Below are 20,437 nucleotides of genomic sequence, written 5' to 3'. Positions count from 1 at the left end.
AGTCATGTTGAATCGAGAGCTCGAAGTCACCCTCAATCTCGCCTTCAAGGAGGCGCGGGCGAAGCGGCATGAGTTCATGACCGTTGAGCACTTGCTGTTGGCGCTTCTGGACAACGAAGCCGCCGCGACGGTCCTCAGGGCGTGCGGAGCCAATCTGGACAAGCTGCGGCGCGACCTGCAGGAGTTCATCGACTCCACCACGCCGTTGATCCCCCAGCATGACGAGGACCGCGAGACCCAGCCGACCCTGGGCTTCCAGCGCGTGCTGCAGCGTGCGGTGTTCCACGTGCAGAGCTCCGGCAAGCGCGAAGTGACCGGCGCCAACGTGCTGGTGGCGATCTTCAGCGAGCAGGAAAGCCAGGCGGTGTTCCTGCTCAAGCAGCAGAGCGTCGCGCGCATCGATGTGGTCAACTACATCGCCCATGGCATCTCCAAGGTACCGGGCCATGCCGAGCATCAGGACAGCGAACAGGACATGCAGGACGAAGAGGGCGGCGAGTCCTCGACCTCCAGCCATCCGCTGGATGCCTACGCCAGCAACCTGAACGATCTGGCGCGCCAGGGGCGCATCGATCCGCTGGTCGGTCGCGAATCGGAAGTCGAGCGCGTCGCGCAGATTCTCGCCCGGCGCCGCAAGAACAACCCGCTGCTGGTCGGCGAGGCCGGTGTCGGCAAGACCGCCATCGCCGAGGGGCTGGCCAAGCGCATCGTCGACGGCCAGGTGCCGGACCTGCTGTCCGACAGCGTCGTCTACTCCCTGGACCTGGGCGCGCTGCTGGCGGGCACCAAGTACCGCGGCGACTTCGAGAAGCGCTTCAAGGCGCTGCTCAACGAACTGCGCAAGCGCCCGCATGCCGTGCTGTTCATCGACGAGATCCACACCATCATCGGCGCCGGCGCGGCGTCCGGCGGGGTGATGGATGCGTCCAACCTGCTCAAGCCGCTGCTGTCGTCCGGCGAGATCCGCTGCATCGGCTCCACCACCTTCCAGGAATTCCGCGGCATCTTCGAGAAGGATCGCGCGCTGGCCCGGCGCTTCCAGAAGGTCGACGTCACCGAGCCATCCATCGAGGATACCTACGGCATCCTCAAGGGGCTGAAACCGCGCTTCGAGCAGCACCACCACGTCGAGTACAGCGATGAGGCGCTGCGCGCCGCCGCCGAGCTGGCCGCGCGCTACATCAACGACCGGCACATGCCGGACAAGGCCATCGACGTGATCGACGAGGCCGGCGCCTATCAGCGCCTGCAGCCGGAAGAGAAGCGCGTGAAGCGCATCGAAGTGCCGCAGGTCGAGGATATCGTCGCGAAGATCGCGCGCATTCCTCCCAAGCATGTCTCCAGTTCCGACAAGGAGCTGCTGCGCAACCTCGAGCGCGACCTGAAGCTGACGGTGTTCGGCCAGGCCGCCGCCATCGAGTCGCTGTCCACCGCGATCAAACTGTCCCGCGCGGGCCTGAAGTCGCCGGACAAGCCGGTCGGCTCCTTCCTGTTCTCCGGTCCGACCGGGGTGGGCAAGACCGAGGTGGCTCGCCAGCTGGCCAAGGCGCTGGGGGTGGAGCTGGTACGCTTCGACATGTCCGAGTACATGGAGCGGCATACCGTGTCCCGCCTGATCGGCGCGCCTCCGGGCTACGTCGGTTTCGACCAGGGCGGCCTGCTCACCGAGGCGATCACCAAGACGCCGCACTGCGTGCTGTTGCTGGACGAGATCGAGAAGGCGCACCCGGAAGTCTTCAACCTGCTGCTGCAGGTGATGGATCACGGCACCCTGACCGACAACAACGGGCGCAAGGCGGATTTCCGCAACGTCATCCTGATCATGACCACCAACGCCGGCGCGGAAACCGCGGCGCGGGCCTCCATCGGCTTCACGCTGCAGGATCACTCGACCGACGCCATGGAAGTGATCAAGAAGAGCTTCACGCCCGAGTTCCGCAACCGCCTGGATACCATCATCCAGTTCGGCCGCCTCAGTCACGAGACGATCAAGAACATCGTCGACAAGTTCCTCACCGAGCTGCAAGCGCAGCTGGAGGACAAGCACGTGCAGATCGAGGTCAGCGACGCCGCGCGCGGCTGGCTGGCGGACAAGGGTTACGATCCGCAGATGGGCGCCCGCCCGATGGCGCGGCTGATCCAGGACAAGATCAAGCGGCCATTGGCCGAGGAGATCCTGTTCGGCGAGCTGGCCGAACACGGCGGCGTGGCCCATGTGGACCTGAAGGATGGCGAGCTGGCCTTCGAATTCGAAGTGATCGCCGCGGAACCGGCCTGACGAGTGTCAGGCTGAAACGAAAACGCCCGGCAATGCCGGGCGTTTTTCTGTGTGCCGGATTCGACTGCCGGCGCTACCGTCCGTCAGCGGGCGCGGTAGGTGATACGACCCTTGGACAGGTCGTAGGGAGTCAGTTCCACGCGAACCTTGTCGCCGGTCAGGATGCGGATGTAGTTCTTGCGCATCTTGCCGGAGATGTGCGCGGTAACGACGTGCCCGTTCTCCAACTCCACGCGGAACATGGTGTTGGGCAGGGTGTCGACGACAGTGCCTTCCATTTCGAAGCTGTCTTCTTTCGACATGCAGTAGAACCCTCGGTATCTATGGTTGCCTGAAGTTTCAGGGCATTAAAAAAGGCACACATTGTGCCTGAAATTGCCCCACAACGCCAAGGGGCGTGTGATGGGTCAGTTCAGCGCAACCCAGCGCTGATTCACGAACAGCTCGATCGGCCGGTACTGGGTCTTGTAGTTCATCTTCCGGCAATTCTTGATCCAGTAGCCGAGGTAGACCGCGTGCAGGCCCAGGCGGTGGGTCTCGGCGATCTGCCAGAGAATGGCGAAGCGGCCCAGGCTGCGGCGTTCTTCGTCGGGGTCGTAGAAGGTGTAGACCGCCGAGAGTCCGTTGGGCAGCACGTCGGTGACCGCGACGGCCAGCAGGCGGCCCTGCAGGCGGAACTCGAAGAAGCAGCTGAACGGCAGATCGCGGACCAGGAAGGTGGCGAACTGGTCGCGGCTGGGCGGGTACATGTCGCCGTCGGCGTGGCGCTGTTCGATGTAGCGCATGTACAGCGCGTAGTACTCCTCGGTGAAGGTCGGCCGCTTGCGCAGCACCTCCAGGTCGGCGTTGCGCTTGAGGATGCGCTTCTGCTGGCGGTTGGGCTGGAAGCTGGCCGCCGGGATGCGTGCCGGGATGCAGGCCGTGCAGTGCTGGCAGTGGGGGCGGTAGAGGTGTTCGCCGCTGCGCCGGAAACCGACCTCCGACAGCGAGGCGTACAACTGCGCGTCCATGGGCTGGCTGGGGTCGAGGAACAGGGTTGTGGCCTGCTCCTCGGGCAGATAGCTGCACGGATGCGGTTGTGTGGCGTAAAACTTCAGGCGGGCGAGCTCGGTCATCTTCAACCCCTGCGAGGACCCTCTGGCAAGTTTATGTCAGGCTGGGCTGGTCCGCTTGGGAAGTCCAGTCCTGCAGTGGCGATTGGTCGAGATGGCGGCGCAGATAGGCGGCGAATTCGCGCCGGGAGATGGCGCGTGCGCCGAAGCTGTGCAGGTGCTGGGTCGGCATCTGGCAGTCGATCAGCTCGAAACCCGCGGCCTTCAGGCGCTGCACCAGGGTGACGAACGCCACCTTGGAGGCGTTGTCCGCTCGGCTGAACATGGACTCGCCGAAGAACAGCCGACCGATGGCCAGCCCGTACAGACCGCCAACCAGCTCATCGCTGTCCCAGGCTTCCACCGAATGTGCGATGCCCATGCGGTGCAGCTCCCGGTAGGCCTGCTGCATCGGCGTGGTGATCCAGGTGCCGTCGGCGTAGTCGCGCGGACCGGCGCAGCCGTGGATGACCTGTTCGAAGGCCTGGTCGATGGTGACCTGGTAGCGCTGCTGGCGCAGGCACTTGGCCAGGCTGCGGGAAACGTGCAGTTCGTCGGGGAACAGCACGGTGCGCGGGTCGGGCGACCACCAGAGGATCGGCTGGCCGTCCTGGTACCAGGGGAAGCAGCCATGACGGTACGCCTGGATCAGGCGGTGCGGGTCGAGGTCGCCGCCGGCCGCGAGCAGGCCGTTGGGCTCGTGCAGGGCCTTGTCCAGGGGTGGAAAGTCGAAGTTGTCGCGGGAAAGCCAGTTGAGCATGGCGGAGGAGGGGAGGGCGGGCCTCCCCTTGGGTCGGTCAGTTGTCGTCGAGGAACTTTTCGGCATCCAGCGCGGCCATGCAGCCGGCGCCGGCGGAGGTGATCGCCTGGCGGTAGACGTGGTCGGCCACGTCGCCGGCGGCGAACACGCCTTCGATGCTGGTCTGCGTGGCATTGCCTTCGGCGCCGCCCTTGATCGTCAGGTAGCCGTCATGCATGGCCAGCTGGCCGGCGAACAGCTCGGTGTTGGGCTTGTGGCCGATGGCGATGAACACGCCGGTCAGGTCCAGCTGGCGGGCCTTGCCGCTTTCGGTGTCCTTCAGGCGCACGCCGATGACGCCCATGTCGTCGCCCAGGACCTCGTCCAGGGTGGTGTTCCAGTGCAGGCGCACGTTGCCGTTCCGGGCCTTCTCCAGCAGCTTGTCCTGCAGGATCTTCTCCGAGCGCAGCTTGTCGCGGCGGTGGATCAGGTGGACTTCCCGGGCGATGTTGGACAGGTACAGCGCTTCTTCCACGGCCGTGTTGCCGCCGCCGACCACGCAGACCACCTGGTTGCGGTAGAAGAAGCCGTCGCAGGTGGCGCAGGCGGATACGCCCTTGCCCATGAAGGCCTGTTCGGAGGACATGCCCAGGTACTGCGCGGAGGCGCCGGTGGCGATGATCAGCGCGTCGCAGGTGTAGGTGCCGCTGTCACCCCGGAGGGTGAAGGGTTTCTGCTGCAACTCGGCGGTGTGGATATGGTCGTAGACAATCTCGGTATCGAAACGCTGGGCGTGCTGCTGCATGCGCTCCATCAGCGCGGGGCCGGTCAGGCCTTCGACGTCGCCCGGCCAGTTGTCGACCTCGGTGGTGGTGGTGAGCTGGCCGCCGGGCTGGATGCCGGTGATGACAACAGGCTTGAGGTTGGCCCGGGCGGCGTACACGGCTGCGGTGTAGCCTGCGGGGCCGGAGCCCAGGATGATCAGGCGCGAATGCTTGGCTTCACTCATAAAAAGACTCCATAAGCCTTTGTCACGTAAGAGAATGCATGCTCCAATTGAGCAGCCGAAAAGCGGTGATGGGCTATGCTACACCGAACCTCGGAAAGCCGGCAAAAGCGCTGTCGGACGCTTCCGGGCTCGCTGGCATCGGCCGGACAAAGCCGTACAATAGGCCCGTTTTGAGGCTCAACGACTCTCGGACGCGCGTATAGCGCAGGAATAGACGCGTTTTGAAGGACACCACCACAGCAAGCCATGCCGCCGCCTGGCGTCAGCAACTGCACTATCGCCTGAAGGAAGGGGCGTTGATCGCGCTGGGCGCGCTCTGCCTTTACCTGTGGATGGCGCTGCTCACCTATGATCCGTCCGATCCGGGCTGGAGCCATTCCAGCCACATCGAGCAGGTGCAGAACGCCGCCGGCCGTCTGGGCGCCCTGAGCGCCGACATCCTGTTCATGGTGCTGGGCTATTTCGCCTACCTGTTCCCGCTGCTGCTGGCGGTGAAGACCTGGCAGGTCTTCCGCAAGCGCCACCTGCCCTGGGAGTGGAGCGGCTGGCTGTTCTCCTGGCGCCTGATCGGCCTGATCTTCCTGGTGCTGGCCGGCTCCGCGCTGGCCTACATCCATTTCCACACCAGCGGCAGCCACATGCCGGCCAGTGCCGGCGGCGCCCTGGGCGAGAGCCTGGGGCAACTGGGCATCAATGCGTTGAACGTGCAGGGCAGCACCCTGTTGTTCCTGGCCCTGTTCCTGTTCGGCATGACCGTGTTCGCCGACCTGTCCTGGTTCAAGGTCATGGACGTTACCGGCAAGATCACCCTCGATCTCTTCGAACTGATCCACAACGCCGCCAACCGCTGGTGGAGCGCCCGCAGCGAGCACAAGCAGCTGGTCGCCCAACTGCGCGAGGTGGATGAGCGCGTGGCCGAGGTCGCCGCGCCCATCGTCGCCGACCGCCGCGAGCAGGCCAAGGTCAAGGAGCGCCTGATCGAGCGCGAGGAAGCCCTGGTCAAGAGCGTGCAGGAGCGCGAGAAGCGCGTGGCGCCGAAGATCGACGTACCGCCGCCAGCCGCCAAGCCGGCCGAGCCGAGCAAGCGCGTGCAGAAGGAAAAACAGGCGCCGCTGTTCGTCGACACCGCCGTGGAAGGCACCCTGCCGCCGCTGTCGCTGCTCGATCCGGCCGCCGAAAAGAAGCAGAGCTACTCGCCGGAATCCCTGGAGGCCATGTCGCGCCTGCTGGAGATCAAGCTCAAGGAATTCGGTGTCGAAGTCATAGTCGAGTCCGTGCATCCGGGCCCGGTGATCACCCGTTTCGAAATCCAGCCGGCCGCCGGCGTGAAGGTCAGTCGCATCTCCAACCTGGCCAAGGACCTCGCGCGTTCGCTGGCGGTGATCAGCGTGCGGGTGGTTGAAGTCATTCCCGGCAAGACCACCGTGGGAATCGAGATTCCCAACGAAGACCGGCAGATGGTGCGCTTCTCCGAAGTGCTGATGACGCCGGAATACGACGAACACAAGTCCACCGTGCCGCTGGCCCTGGGCCACGACATCGGCGGCAACCCGATCATCACCGACCTGGCGCGCATGCCGCACCTGCTGGTGGCCGGTACCACCGGCTCCGGTAAATCGGTGGGGGTGAACGCCATGCTCCTGTCGATCCTGTTCAAGTCCACGCCGGAAGAGGCGCGGCTGATCATGATCGACCCGAAGATGCTCGAACTGTCGATCTACGAAGGCATCCCGCACCTGCTCTGCCCGGTGGTCACCGACATGAAGGAGGCCGCCAACGCCCTGCGCTGGAGCGTGGCGGAGATGGAGCGCCGCTACAAGCTGATGGCCGCCATGGGCGTGCGCAACCTCGCCGGCTTCAACCGCAAGGTGAAGGACGCGGAGGAGGCCGGCGCGCCGCTGAGCGACCCGCTGTACCGCCGCGAGAGCATGGAAGACGAGGCGCCGCTGCTGCAGACGCTGCCGACCATCGTGGTGGTGGTGGACGAATTCGCCGACATGATGATGATCGTCGGCAAGAAGGTGGAAGAGCTGATCGCCCGTATCGCCCAGAAGGCGCGTGCGGCGGGCATCCACCTGATCCTGGCGACCCAGCGTCCGTCGGTGGACGTGATCACCGGCCTGATCAAGGCGAACATCCCGACCCGTATCGCCTTCCAGGTGTCCAGCAAGATCGACTCGCGCACCATCCTCGACCAGGGCGGCGCCGAACAGCTGCTGGGCCACGGCGACATGCTCTACCTGCCGCCGGGCACCGGCCTGCCGATCCGCGTCCATGGCGCCTTCGTCTCGGATGACGAGGTGCACCGCGTCGTCGAGGCGTGGAAGCTGCGCGGCGCGCCGAACTACATCGAGGACATCCTCGCCGGCGCCGAGGAAGGCGGTGGTGGCGGGTCCTTCGAGGGCGGTGGCGGCGAAGGCGGCGAGGGCAGCGAGGACGATCCGCTCTACGACGAGGCCGTGCGCTTCGTCACCGAAAGCCGCCGGGCTTCCATTTCCGCCGTGCAGCGCAAGCTGAAGATCGGCTACAACCGCGCCGCGCGGATGATCGAGGCGATGGAAATGGCCGGCGTGGTCACCCCGATGAATACCAATGGCTCGCGCGAGGTCATCGCGCCGGCCCCGATCCGTGATTGATTCGACTTCGAGGAAATCCATGCGTCTGATCCGCATGCTGTTCGTTGCCGCGCTGGCGCTTGCCGGCGTCCAGGCCCACGCCGACGATGCTTCCGCCCAACGCCTGAGCGGCCTGCTGAGCAAGGCCCAGACCATGACCGCGCGCTTCTCCCAGCTGACCCTGGACGGCAGCGGCACCCGCCTGCAGGAAACCGCCGGCCAACTCTCGCTCAAGCGCCCGGGCCTGTTCCGCTGGCACACCGACGCGCCCCAGGAGCAGCTGCTGATCTCCAACGGCGAGAAAATCTGGCTGTACGACCCGGACCTGGAACAGGTGACCATCCAGAAGCTCGACCAGCGCCTGACCCAGACCCCGGCGCTGCTGCTTTCCGGCGACATCTCGAAGATCGGCGAGAGCTTCGACATCACCAGCAAGGACGGCGGCAACGTGGTGGACTTCATCCTCAAGCCCAAGTCCAAGGACACCCTGTTCGACAGCCTGCGGATTTCCTTCCGCAACAGCGTGGTGAACGACATGCAGCTGATCGACAGCGTCGGCCAGCGCACCAACATCCTGTTCTTCGACGTGAAGATGAACGAGGCGCTCGACGCCAAGCAGTTCGTCTTCGACGTGCCCAAGGGCGTGGACGTCATCCAGGAATGACCGGCCTCGCGCCGGATTGATCGATAGGTAAGACCGTGGACCTGTTCCGTTCCGAGCCCGTTTCCCAGCCCCTGGCCGCGCGCCTGCGCGCGACCAGCCTGGACGAGTACGTCGGCCAGGAACACCTGCTCGCCCGCGGCAAGCCGCTGCGCGAGGCGCTGGAGCAGGGCGCGCTGCACTCGATGATCTTCTGGGGCCCGCCCGGGGTCGGCAAGACCACCCTGGCGCGGCTGCTGGCGCAGGTCACCGATGCGCACTTCGAGACCATCTCGGCGGTGCTTTCCGGGGTGAAGGAAATCCGCCAGGCGGTGGAAGTGGCCAAGCAGCATGCCGCGCAGTACGGCCGCCGCACCATCCTCTTCGTCGACGAGGTGCACCGCTTCAACAAGAGCCAGCAGGATGCCTTCCTGCCGTACGTCGAAGACGGCACCCTGATCTTCATCGGCGCGACCACCGAGAACCCGTCCTTCGAGCTGAACAACGCGCTGCTGTCCCGCGCCCGCGTCTATGTGCTGAAGAGCCTGGACGAAGCCGCCCTGCGCCGGCTGGTACAGCGCGCGCTCACTGAGGACAAGGGCCTGGGCAAGCGCAATCTGGGCCTGCCCGAGGAGAGCTTCGCCATCCTCATGGCCGCCGCCGACGGCGATGGCCGGCGCCTGCTCAACCTGCTGGAGAACGCCGCCGACCTCGCCGAGGACAACGGCGAGATCAGCCCGGAGCTGCTGCAGAACCTGCTGGGCGACTCCCGCCGGCGCTTCGACAAGGGCGGCGAAGCCTTCTACGACCAGATCAGCGCGCTGCACAAATCCGTGCGTGGCTCCAGCCCGGACGGTGCGCTGTACTGGTATTCGCGCATGCTCGACGGCGGCTGCGACCCGCTCTACATCGCCCGCCGCGTGGTGCGCATGGCCAGCGAGGACATCGGCAACGCCGACCCCCGCGCGCTGACCCTGTGCCTCAACGCCTGGGACGTACAGGAGCGCCTGGGCAGCCCGGAAGGCGAGCTGGCGATCGCCCAGGCCATCGTCTACCTGGCCTGCGCGCCGAAGAGCAACGCCGTCTACAACGCCTACAACACGGCCCGCCGTGACGTGGCGGAGAGCGGTTCGCTGGAGGTGCCGCTGCATCTGCGCAACGCGCCGACCAAACTGATGAAGAACCTGGGCTATGGCGACGAATACCGCTATGCCCACGATGAGCCGGACGCCTATGCGGCCGGGGAGGACTACTTCCCCGAGTCCATGGAGCCGCGCCAGTATTACCAACCCGTGCCGCGCGGGCTGGAGCTGAAGATCGGCGAGAAGCTGCGCCACCTGGCGGGCCTCGACCAGGCCAGCCCGCGCAAACGCAGAAAACCCTGAGAGCCGGCTTATGGACCGCCGCGCCAAGGCCATGCCGCGTTGGAAACAGGCTCGGAATGCTCATTTGGCGGATGTAAACTCCGCATCCTCACCTGTTTCTGCCTTGCATGGCCCCGGCTAGCAAACTCATAAACTGGCTCTCGCGGCGCCCGAGCGCCGCCTGACACTAGACACGAGAAGACAGCATGCTCGATTCCAAACTGGTTCGTACCCAGCCGCAGGAAGTTGCGGAACGCCTGGCCACCCGTGGCTTCACCCTGGACGTGGCGCGCATCGAAGCGCTGGAGAGCCAGCGCAAGTCCGTGCAGACCCGCACCGAGACCCTGCAGGCCGAGCGCAACTCGCGCTCCAAGGCGATCGGCCAGGCCATGAAGAATGGCGAAGACGTCGAGCCGCTGAAGGCCGAGGTCAACCGCATGGCGCAAGAGCTGGAATCCGGCAAGCGCGAACTGGACGCCATCCAGGCCGAGCTGGACAGCCTGCTGCTGATGATCCCGAACCTGCCGCACGAATCCGTGCCGGTCGGCGAGGATGAAGAGCAGAACGTCGAAGTCCGCCGCTGGGGCACCCCGCGCACCTTCGATTTCGCGATCAAGGACCACGTCGCCCTGGGTGAGCAGCACGGCTGGCTGGACTTCGAGACCGCCGCGCGCCTGTCCGGCGCCCGCTTCGCCCTGATGCGCGGCCCGATCGCCCGCCTGCACCGCGCCCTGGCGCAGTTCATGATCGACCTGCACACCCGCGAGCACGGCTACGAGGAAGCCTACACCCCGTACCTGGTGCAGGCCTCTGCGCTGCAGGGCACCGGCCAGCTGCCGAAGTTCGAGGAAGACCTGTTCAAGATCCGCCGCGAAGACGAGGCCGACCTGTACCTGATCCCGACCGCCGAAGTGTCGCTGACCAACATCGTCGCCGGGCAGATCCTCGACGCGAAGGAACTGCCGCTGAAGTTCGTCGCCCACACCCCGTGCTTCCGCAGCGAAGCCGGCGCCTCGGGCCGCGATACCCGCGGGATGATCCGCCAGCACCAGTTCGACAAGGTCGAGATGGTGCAGATCGTCGAGCCGTCGAAATCCTGGGAAGCCCTGGAAAGCCTGGTCGGCAACGCCGAGAAGGTCCTCCAGGCCCTCGAACTGCCGTACCGCGCCCTGGCGCTGTGCACCGGCGACATGGGCTTCGGCGCGGCCAAGACCTACGACCTGGAAGTCTGGGTGCCGAGCCAGGACAAGTACCGCGAGATTTCCTCCTGCTCCAACTGCGGCGACTTCCAGGCCCGCCGCATGCAGGCGCGCTACCGCAACCCGGAAACCGGCAAGCCGGAGCTGGTGCACACCCTCAATGGCTCGGGCCTGGCCGTGGGCCGCACCCTGGTCGCCGTGCTGGAGAACTACCAGCAGGCCGACGGCTCGATCCGCGTGCCGGAAGTGCTCAAGCCCTACATGGCCGGCATCGAGGTGATCGGCTGAGATGGACTTCCTGCCGCTGTTCCACATCCTGCGCGGACGTCGCGCGCTACTGGTCGGCGGCGGTGATGTCGCACTGCGCAAGGCGCGCCTGCTGAGCGACGCCGGCGCGGTGCTGCGGGTCGTCGCGCCCGAGGTGCATGCCGAGTTGCGCGAGCTGGTCGAACAGGGGCAGGGCGAGCTGCTGCTGCGCCCCTACGCCTCCGGCGATCTGCAGGATTGCGTGCTGGCCATCGCCGCGACCGACGACGAGCCGCTCAACGCCCGGGTTTCCCGCGAAGCCAACGAGCGCGGCGTGCCGGTCAACGTGGTCGACGCGCCGGCCCTGTGCAGCGTGATCTTCCCGGCCATCGTCGACCGTTCGCCGCTGGTGGTGGCCGTCTCCAGCGGCGGCGACGCGCCAGTGCTGGCGCGCCTGCTGCGGGCCAGGCTGGAAACCTGGATTCCCGCGACCTATGGCCAGCTCGCCGGCCTCGCCAGCCGCTTCCGCGAGCGCGTGAAGCAGCGCCTGCCGGACCTGCAGCAGCGCCGCAAGTTCTGGGAAGAAGTGTTCCAGGGCCCGGTCGCCGAGCGCATGCTGTCCGGCCAGCCGAACGAGGCTGAGCGCCTGCTGGCGGACAAGCTGGAGTCGCCCCGGCCCGAATCCCGCGGCGAGGTCTATCTGGTCGGCGCAGGGCCGGGCGATCCCGACCTGCTGACCTTCCGCGCGCTGCGCCTGATGCAGCAGGCCGACGTGGTGCTCTACGACCGTCTGGTCGCGCCGGCCATCCTCGAACTGTGCCGCCGCGACGCCGACCGCCTGTATGTCGGCAAGCGCCGCGCGGACCACGCCGTGCCGCAGGACGAGATCAATCGCAAGCTGGTGGAGCTTGCCCTGCAGGGCAAGCGCGTGCTGCGCCTGAAGGGCGGCGACCCGTTCATCTTCGGCCGTGGCGGCGAGGAGATCGACGAACTGGCGGCCAATGGCATTCCGTTCCAGGTCGTGCCGGGCATCACCGCGGCCAGCGGTTGCGCCGCCTACGCCGGCATCCCGCTGACCCATCGCGACTATGCGCAATCGGTGCGCTTCGTCACCGGCCACCTGAAGGACGGGACTACCGATCTGCCGTGGAACGACCTGGTCGCGCCGGGGCAGACCCTGGTGTTCTACATGGGCCTGGTCGGCTTGCCGGTGATCTGCGAGCAACTGGTGCGCCACGGCCGTTCCGCCGACACCCCGGCGGCGCTGGTGCAGCAGGGCACCACGGTGCACCAGCGGGTGTTCACCGGCACCCTGGCCAACCTGCCCGAGCTGGTGGCGGAGCACGAGGTACACGCTCCGACGCTGGTGATCGTGGGCGAGGTCGTGCAACTGCGGGACAAGCTCGCCTGGTTCGAAGGCCAGCAATGAATACGCTGCGTGACGCGACACCGGGCGTTGCTTGTGCCCGGGATCGCGTCGCGCCGCCGGAGCGCTGACCGGCTTTCGTAGGAGCGGACCTTGTCCGCGATGCTCTTCATAGGGTGGATACGCGCAGCGTTATCCGCCGTGATGGGTATCGCTTCGCTCCACGCCATCCTACGAAGCGCAAATCCTTCATTCAGCTACGGCCGTCGCATCAAAGCGCCGCATGAGAGCATCGCGGACAAGGTCCGCTCCTACGCAAGCCGATCTCGTCGTAGGAGCGGACTTCGTCCGCGATCAGCCCCGGTTCGCGAGCCGGAACGGCCGGGTCAGGCGTGGCTGTTCTGTGTCTCGCGCAGCGGGCGTCTCGGGGCGGGGGCGTGGTGTTCGTCGTGGTCGTCGCTGATCAGCGGGACTTCCTTGCCGTCGCAGTCGTACAGCTTGCCGTTCTGGAAGTAGTCGCCCTCGTTCAGCGCGGCGATGTCGCGGTAGCGCAGGGTGCGTTCCTCGGCGGCGACGAAGACCGACTGCTGGTCGGAGTTGCCGGTCTTGAAGTGGTTGAACAGCAGGTTCAGGCCGATGGCCATGATCGCCGCCGAGCTGATGCCCGAGTGGAAGATGGTGGCGAACCAGCTCGGGAAGTGCTCGTAGAAGCTCGGCGCGGCGATCGGGATCATGCCGAAGCCGATGGAGGTGGCGACGATGATCAGGTTCATGTTGTTGCGGTAGTCGACGTTCGCCAGGGTGCGGATGCCGCTGGCCGCCACGGTGCCGAACAGCACGATGCCGGCGCCGCCGAGGACTGAGGTGGGCACGGCGGCGATCACCCGGCCCATCACCGGCAGCAGGCCGAGGGTGACCAGGATCAGGCCGCCGGTGGCCACCACGTAGCGGCTCTTCACCCCGGTCACCGCCACCAGGCCGACGTTCTGGGCGAAGGCGCTCTGGGTGAAGGAACCGAAGATCGGCGCGATGATGCTCGACGCCATGTCCGCGCGCAGGCCGTTGCCCAGGCGCCGGGAGTCGACCTTGGTGCCGATGATCTCGCCGACGGCGAGGATGTCCGCCGAGGTTTCCACCAGGGTCACCATGATCACGATGAGCATCGAGACGATGGCGGCGAGGTGGAAGGTCGGCAGGCCGAAGTGGAACAGGGCGGGCATCGCCACCAGCGGGCCTTCGGCCACGCGGGAGAAGTCGGTCATGCCCAGCGCGGCGGCGATCAGGGTGCCGATCACCATCGCCAGCAGGATCGACAGGCGCGAGATCGAGGCGCTGCCCAGCTTGCTCAGCAGCAGCACGATCACCAGGGTCATGGCCGCCAGGCCGATGTTGGCCATGCTGCCGAATTCCGGCGCCTTGGGGTTGCCGCCCATGGCCCAGCGCGCGGCGACGGGCATCAGGGTCAGGCCGATGGTGGTGATCACGATGCCGGTGACCAGCGGCGGGAAGAAGCGGGTGATGCGCGAGAACACCGGGGTGATCAGCAGGCCGATCAGCGACGACGCCATCACCGCACCGAGCACGGCGGGCATGCCGCCGCCCTCGTAGCCGCCGCCGAGGATGGCGATCATGGTCGCCACGCCGGCGAAGGACACGCCCTGCACCAGTGGCAACTGACAGCCGAAGAAGGGGATGCCGAGGGTTTGCAGCAGGGTGGCCAGGCCACCGGCGAACAGCGAGGCGGCGATCAGCATGCCGATCTCGCTGGGCGAGAGGCCGGCCGCCTGGCCGAGGATCAGGGGCACGGCGACGATGCCGCCGTACATGGTCAGAACGTGTTGCAGGCCGTACGCCAGGTTGGCGCCGATACCGAGGTTCTCGTCTTCCGGGCGTGCTCCGACGGACGCTACAGCTGAACGATCATTCATGGCTGAGGACTCGCTTGTTTTTGTTGTGCGGGCACTGTAGACAAAATCCGGTGTGAATATCCACTAATTTGTATACATGTTTTCTGCCGATGGTCCGGAATATGACTGGCCGGTTTTGCGCTGGTGAGTCGTCGGTGGCTCTGGGATGGGAGTTTTCGAGGAATATTGGTGTGGGGCGAAGTGTGCGCTATGGGTGCTTGGATTGCATACAAAGTGTGCGTTGGCGCGTCCGGGGCCTGGGGGCTTGGTGTTGATCCGGGTTCGCGAGCAAGCTCGCTCCTACATGAAGAGCGCAGCGGTGCATGGCTGCAGGAGCGAGCTTGCTCGCGAACCGCACGGCACGGCACCCGATCGCGAACACCGGGCCGCCGAATCCCTGCCGGCGGACGCTTCCCCGCATCCATTACTGAACGTCCTGGCTCCCTCCAACGGCCGTTTTTTTTAATTTACGCGTGTTGTGTATCCTGACCGCTCATGCCAGTGTGTGCGCCCTGGCGGCCGCATTCGCCACAGTGGCCCGCGGGCGCATCCGGTTCGTCCGCCGGGCGCTGAACGTCGCCGCCAGCCGACGGTACACTCACTCCCGTTGCGTAACAGAAGTACAAGAGAATCGAGATGAACACGCACTTTCCGACTTGCGCCGTCCGGGTCCGTCGCGGCGCAGACCTGCTCCTTTCCACCCCCCTTCAGCCGACGGTGACAGCATGATCGAGGTAACCGAAGTTTCCATTGCGCAGCTGCGTGACGCCCTTGAGTCGGGCCGCACCACGGCGGTCGAACTGGTCAAGGCCTACCTCGCGCGCATCGACGCCTACGATGGCCCGCTCAACGCCGTGGTGGTGCGCAACCCCGAGGTCCTGAAGGAAGCCGAAGCCTCCGACGCCCGCCGCGCCCGTGGCGAGAGCCTCGGCCCGCTGGACGGCATTCCCTACACCGCCAAGGACAGCTACCTGGTCAAGGGCCTGACCGCCGCGTCCGGCAGCCCGGCCTTCAAGGACCTGGTGGCCTACCGCGACGCCTTCACCGTCGAGCGCCTGCGCGCCGCCGGCGCCATCTGCCTGGGCAAGACCAACATGCCGCCGATGGCCAACGGCGGCATGCAACGCGGCGTCTATGGCCGCGCCGAGAGCCCGTATAACGGCAAGTTCCTCACCGCGCCCTTCGCCTCGGGTTCCTCCAACGGCGCCGGCACCGCTACCGCCGCGAGCTTCTCGGCCTTCGGCCTGGCGGAAGAGACCTGGTCCAGCGGTCGTGGCCCGGCCTCGAACAACGGCCTGTGCGCCTACACCCCGTCGCGCGGGGTGATCTCGGTGCGCGGCAACTGGCCGTTGACCCCGACCATGGACGTGGTGGTGCCCTACGCGCGGACCATGGCCGACCTGCTGCAAGTGCTCGACGTGGTGGTCGCCGAGGACCCCGACAAGCGTGGCGACCTCTGGCGCCTGCAGCCGTGGGTGCCGATCCCCGCCGTGAGCGAGGTGCGCCCGGCGTCCTACCTCGACCTCGCCGCCGGCCCCGAGGCCCTCAAGGGCAAGCGCCTGGGCGTGCCGCGCATGTTCATCAACAAGGACGAGCTGGCCGGCACCAGCGAGAAGCCCGGCATCGGCGGCCCGACCGGCCAGCGCATCAACACCCGCGCCTCGGTCATCGAGCTCTGGGAAGCCGCCCGCAAGGCCCTGGAAGCAGCCGGCGCGGAAGTGGTCGAAGTGGACTTCCCGCTGGTCTCCAACTGCGAGGGCGACCGCCCCGGCGCGCCCACCGTGTTCAACCGCGGCATCGTTTCCGAGCAGTTCCTCCATGACGAGCTGTGGGACCTGTCCGGTTGGGCCTTCGACGACTTCCTGCGCGCCAACGGCGATCCCAGGCTGAACAGGCTGGCCGACGTCGACGGCCCGCAGATCTTCCCCCACGAGCCGGGCACCCTGCCGAACCGCGAGGGCGACCTCTGCGCCGGCATGGACGAGTACGTCAACATGGCCCGGCGCGGCCTGAAGAGCTGGGACCAGATCGAGACCCTGCCCGACGGCCTGCGCGGCCTGGAGAAGACCCGCAAGCTCGACCTGGAAGACTGGATGGACGGCCTGAAGCTCGACGCCGTGCTGTTCCCCACCGTGGCCGACGTGGGCCCGGCGGACGCCGACGTGAACCCGGAATCCGCCGATATCGCCTGGAGCAACGGCATCTGGGTCGCCAACGGCAACCTGGCGATCCGTCACCTGGGCGTGCCCACCGTCACCGTGCCGATGGGCGTGATGGCGGACATCGGCATGCCGGTGGGCCTGACCTTCGCCGGCCGCGCCTACGACGACTCGGCGCTGCTGCGCTTCGCCGCGGCCTTCGAGGCCACCGGCAGCAAGCGCCTGGTGCCGCCGCGCACGCCGCCGCTGCCGCGCGCCTGAGCCGGATGAAGATGCCCGCCCTGTGCGGACATTTTCATAAAAAAATCCCCCGGGTGTCGCCACGGCCGGGGGAGGCAATGCCCGCGCGGGGGAGTGCGCGGGCGAGGTAGACCCGCAGGGTCTTACAGACGGATCAGCACCGATTTCAGCTCGGTGTAGTGCTCGATGGCGGCGGCGCCCATTTCGCGGCCCAGGCCGGACATCTTGTAGCCGCCGAAGGGCAGCGCCGGGTCCAGCGCGCTGTGGCAGTTGACCCACACCGAGCCGGACTTGATCCGCGGCACCATGCGGTGCACCGCCGCCAGGTCGTTGGACCAGACGCTCGCGCCGAGGCCGTAGGGGCTGTCGTTGGCCAGGCGCAGGGCCTCGTCGATGTCGTCGAAGGGCATGGCGACCAGCACCGGGCCGAAGATTTCCTCCTGCACCAGCGGATTCTTCTGGTCGACGTCGACGATCACCGTCGGCTTGACGAAGTAGCCGGGGCCGAACTGCTCGCCGCCGCAGGCGATGGTGGCGCCCTTGTCGCGGCCCAGCTCGATGTAGTCGAACACGCGCTTCTGCTGCTTGGCGGAGATCAGCGGGCCCATGTCGATGCTCGGGTCCAGGCCGTTGCCCAGTTTCATGCCGTTGGCGATGCCGGCGATGTCGGCGATCACGTTGTCGAAGTGCTTGCGCTGCACGTACAGGCGCGAGCCGGCGCAGCAGACCTGGCCCTGGTTGAAGAAGATCGCCTGCGCGGCGCCGGCGGCGGCGGTGGCGAGGTCGGCGTCGGCCATCACGATGGTCGGCGACTTGCCGCCCAGCTCGAGGGTCACGCGGGTCATGTTGTCCATGGCCGCCTTGCCGATTTCCTTGCCCACTGGCGTGGAGCCGGTGAAGGTCAGCTTGTCCACCAGCGGGTGGTGGGAGAGGGCGGCGCCGGCGGTGATGCCGGTGCCGGTGACGACGTTGAACACGCCCGCCGGGTAGCCGGCTTCGAGCACCAATTCGGCGAGCTTGAGGGCCGACAGCGGGGTTTCGTCGGCCGGCTTGAGTACGACCGAGCAGCCGGTGGCCAGCGCCGGGCCGAGCTTCCAGCAGGCCAGCAGCAGCGGGAAGTTCCAGGCGACGATGGCGCCGACCACGCCGACGGCTTCGCGGCGGATGTAGCCATGGAAGTCGCCGTCGGGCATCAGCGGCATGGACACGTCCACCGTGCTGCCTTCGATCTTGGTGGCGTAGCCGGCCATGTAGCGCAGGAAGTCGATGGCCAGTTGCACGTCCATGACCCGGGCGACGGCGGCGCTCTTGCCGTTGTTCAGGCATTCCAGTTCGGCCAGCAGGTCGGCGTCGCGCTCCATCAGCTCGGCGAGCTTCCACAAAAGGTTCTGCCGCTCGCGCGGGCGGGTGCGGCTCCAGGCAGAATCGTCGAAGGCCTGGCGCGCGGCGCGCACGGCGCGGTCGACGTCGGCGGGGGTGCCGGCCGGGACCTGGCACAGCACTTCGCCGGTGGCCGGGTTGCGCAGGTCCATCCGGTTGCCGTCACTGGCGGAGGTCCAGTCGGCGCCGATCAGCATTTTCGGCGCGCGCTGCAGGAAGGCGCGGGATTCGGGCTTGATGGGCAGGGAAGCGAGCATTGCGATGGCCTCTTGTTGGTCTGTTCGTGTGGTCTGTCCGAGAACAGCGTGAGGTGGACCATCGCAACGGCTGTGCCAAGGCCGATGCTTTTATGCAACGTATTGAATCAAAAGGATTTTATTGATTGGATGGGCCGTCAGGGAAGAAGCCGCTGTCGCACATTGCGACAGCGGCTGAGACGGCCAGGCGGTATATCCGCTTCAGCCGTGGTGGATCTCCCGGTCCTTGGTTTCCGGCAGGAAGAAGGTGCCCAGGACCGCCGTCATCGCGGCGATCACGATGGGGTACCAGAGGCCGTAGTAGATGTCCCCGGTGGCCGCCACCATGGCGAAGGCGACGGTGGGCAGGAAGCCGCCGAACCAGCCGTTGCCGATGTGGTAGGGCAGCGACATCGAGGTGTAGCGGATGCGCGCCGGGAACAGCTCCACCAGCCAGGCGGCGATCGGCCCGTAGACCATGGTGACGTAGATCACCAGCACGGTCAGGAGCAGCAGCATGACCGTGTGGTTGATCTGCGCCGGGTCGGCCTTCTCGGGGTAGCCGGCGTCCCTGAGGGCGGTGCCCAGCTGCGCGGTGAGGGCTTCGGACTGCGCCTTGAAGTCCGCCGCGGGCATGCCGCCACCCTCGAAGCTGCTGATGACCGTTTCGCCGATGCGCACCTGGGCCACGGCGCCGGGCTCGGCCCGGACGTTCTCGTAGGGGATGGCCTTCTTCGCCAGCAGGCTCTTGGCCAGGTCGCAGGAGCTGGTGAAGCGGGCCTTGCCCACCGGGTCGAACTGGAACGAGCAGCGGGACGGGTCGGCGATCACCACCACCGGGTTCTGCTCCTGGGCGGCGAACACCGCCGGGTTACCGAACTCGGTCAGGCCCTTGAAGATCGGGAAGTAGGTCAGCGCGGCGAGGATGCAGCCGGCCATGATGATCTTCTTGCGGCCGATGCGGTCGGAGAGGGCGCCGAAGAACACGAAGAACGGCGTGCCCAGCAGCAGGGAGCCGGCGATCAGGAAGTTGGCGGTCTGCGCGTCGATCTTCAGCGTCTGCAGCAGGAAGAACAGCGCGTAGAATTGCCCGGTGTACCAGACCACGGCCTGCCCGGCGGTGCCGCCGAGCAGCGACATGATCACCACCCTGAGGTTGTCCCAGCGGCCGAAGGATTCGGTCAGCGGCGCCTTGGACGCCTTGCCTTCCTCCTTGATGCGCAGGAACACCGGCGACTCGGAGAGTTGCAGGCGGATGTACACCGAGACGATCAGCAGCAGGATCGACAGCAGGAACGGCACGCGCCAGCCCCAGGACTCGAAGGCTTCGGTGCCCAGCGCGGTGCGGCAGGCCATGATCACCAGCAGCGAGAGGAACAGGCCGAGGGTGGCGGTGGTCTGGATCCACGAAGTGAAGAAGCCGCGCTTGCCCTGTGGCGCGTGCTCCGCCACGTAGGTCGCCGCGCCGCCGTACTCGCCGCCCAGGGCGAGGCCCTGGAGCAGGCGCAGGGTGATCAGGATGAACGGCGCCGCCACGCCGATGGTGGAATAGGCCGGCAACAGGCCGACCACGGCGGTGGAGCTGCCCATGATCACGATGGTGATGAGGAAGGTGTGCTTGCGTCCGATCATGTCGCCCAGGCGGCCGAACACGATGGCGCCGAAGGGGCGCACCGCGAAGCCGGCGGCGAAGGCCAGCAGGGCGAGGATGAAGGAGGTGGTCTCGTTGACGCCGGCGAAGAAGTGCTTGGCGATGATCGCCGCCAGCGAGCCGTAGAGGTAGAAGTCGTACCACTCGAAAACGGTGCCGAGGGAGGAGGCGAAGATGACCTTGCGCTCCTCCCGTGTGATGCCGCTGTGGGGTGCGTTGCCCGCGGCGGGGCTGTAGGTCTGCGCCATGTTCTTCTCCGTCTTGTTGTCGTTGCAGGCCGGAGTCACTCAATTACCGTTGCCGCACTCAGGCCCAGG

General features: G+C 66.6%; 14 protein-coding genes. 7 read left to right on the top strand and 7 right to left on the bottom strand.

Annotated features, from left to right (window positions below; genetic code table 11):
* Positions 1 to 4: 4 nt before the first annotated feature.
* Entirely contained in the window at positions 5 to 2,278 is a 2,274-nt protein-coding gene (gene clpA, locus AC3B6A_RS15545) for an ATP-dependent Clp protease ATP-binding subunit ClpA (RefSeq protein WP_488398106.1), read from the top strand.
* 83 nt (positions 2,279 to 2,361) lie between these two features.
* Here clpA and infA read toward each other — a convergent pair whose 3' ends face one another.
* The 4 genes from infA to trxB form a co-directional block, all read right to left on the bottom strand.
* On the bottom strand, positions 2,362 to 2,580 hold the full coding sequence (infA, locus tag AC3B6A_RS15540; protein WP_002553999.1) for a translation initiation factor IF-1: 219 nt from the start codon (positions 2,578 to 2,580) through the stop codon (positions 2,362 to 2,364).
* Positions 2,581 to 2,685: 105 nt separating this feature from the next.
* On the bottom strand, positions 2,686 to 3,393 hold the full coding sequence (locus AC3B6A_RS15535) for an arginyltransferase (protein WP_488398105.1): 708 nt from the start codon (positions 3,391 to 3,393) through the stop codon (positions 2,686 to 2,688).
* A gap of 31 nt (positions 3,394 to 3,424) precedes the next feature.
* Positions 3,425 to 4,129, bottom strand: a complete 705-nt coding sequence (aat, locus tag AC3B6A_RS15530) for a leucyl/phenylalanyl-tRNA--protein transferase (protein ID WP_488398104.1) — start codon at positions 4,127 to 4,129, stop codon at positions 3,425 to 3,427.
* A gap of 37 nt (positions 4,130 to 4,166) precedes the next feature.
* Positions 4,167 to 5,117, bottom strand: a complete 951-nt coding sequence (gene trxB, locus AC3B6A_RS15525; RefSeq protein WP_488398103.1) for a thioredoxin-disulfide reductase — start codon at positions 5,115 to 5,117, stop codon at positions 4,167 to 4,169.
* A 221-nt stretch (positions 5,118 to 5,338) separates the two neighbouring features.
* On the opposite strand from trxB, the gene ftsK reads away from it, so the two are divergent.
* The 5 genes from ftsK (at position 5,339) to cysG (ending at position 12,610) form a co-directional block, all read left to right on the top strand.
* A complete protein-coding gene (gene ftsK / locus AC3B6A_RS15520) occupies positions 5,339 to 7,753 on the top strand; it encodes a DNA translocase FtsK (RefSeq protein WP_488398102.1) in 2,415 nt (804 codons plus the stop codon).
* A 19-nt stretch (positions 7,754 to 7,772) separates the two neighbouring features.
* On the top strand, positions 7,773 to 8,396 hold the full coding sequence (lolA, locus tag AC3B6A_RS15515) for an outer membrane lipoprotein periplasmic chaperone LolA (RefSeq protein WP_488398101.1): 624 nt from the start codon (positions 7,773 to 7,775) through the stop codon (positions 8,394 to 8,396).
* Between the two features lie 35 nt (positions 8,397 to 8,431).
* Positions 8,432 to 9,757: a replication-associated recombination protein A gene (locus tag AC3B6A_RS15510; protein WP_488398100.1), complete on the top strand. Its 1,326-nt coding sequence runs from the start codon at positions 8,432 to 8,434 to the stop codon at positions 9,755 to 9,757.
* Positions 9,758 to 9,942: 185 nt separating this feature from the next.
* Complete coding sequence (gene serS, locus AC3B6A_RS15505) at positions 9,943 to 11,223, top strand: serine--tRNA ligase (RefSeq protein ID WP_488398099.1); 1,281 nt, start codon at positions 9,943 to 9,945, stop codon at positions 11,221 to 11,223.
* Between the two features lies 1 nt (position 11,224).
* Complete coding sequence (cysG, locus tag AC3B6A_RS15500; protein ID WP_488398098.1) at positions 11,225 to 12,610, top strand: siroheme synthase CysG; 1,386 nt, start codon at positions 11,225 to 11,227, stop codon at positions 12,608 to 12,610.
* 323 nt (positions 12,611 to 12,933) lie between these two features.
* Here the strand turns inward: cysG and AC3B6A_RS15495 are convergent, their stop codons facing one another.
* Positions 12,934 to 14,475 carry a nucleobase:cation symporter-2 family protein gene (locus AC3B6A_RS15495; protein ID WP_488398097.1) on the bottom strand — a complete coding sequence of 514 codons (1,542 nt, stop codon included), beginning with the start codon at positions 14,473 to 14,475 and terminating at the stop codon, positions 12,934 to 12,936.
* Positions 14,476 to 15,179: 704 nt separating this feature from the next.
* Between AC3B6A_RS15495 and AC3B6A_RS15490 the strand changes: the two genes are divergently transcribed.
* Positions 15,180 to 16,874 (top strand): amidase, encoded by a 1,695-nt coding sequence (locus AC3B6A_RS15490; protein ID WP_488398096.1) that lies wholly within the window; start codon positions 15,180 to 15,182, stop codon positions 16,872 to 16,874.
* 122 nt (positions 16,875 to 16,996) lie between these two features.
* Here the strand turns inward: AC3B6A_RS15490 and AC3B6A_RS15485 are convergent, their stop codons facing one another.
* Together AC3B6A_RS15485 and AC3B6A_RS15480 are read right to left on the bottom strand one after the other, a co-directional pair.
* Positions 16,997 to 18,490, bottom strand: coding sequence for an aldehyde dehydrogenase family protein (locus AC3B6A_RS15485; RefSeq protein WP_488398095.1), 1,494 nt, complete (start codon positions 18,488 to 18,490; stop codon positions 16,997 to 16,999).
* A gap of 201 nt (positions 18,491 to 18,691) precedes the next feature.
* Positions 18,692 to 20,368: an MFS transporter gene (locus AC3B6A_RS15480; RefSeq protein WP_488398094.1), complete on the bottom strand. Its 1,677-nt coding sequence runs from the start codon at positions 20,366 to 20,368 to the stop codon at positions 18,692 to 18,694.
* Positions 20,369 to 20,437 lie beyond the last annotated feature (69 nt).

Source organism: Pseudomonas sp. B12(2026), from assembly GCF_057767015.1.
This window is presented reverse-complemented; position numbering and strand designations above follow the sequence as displayed.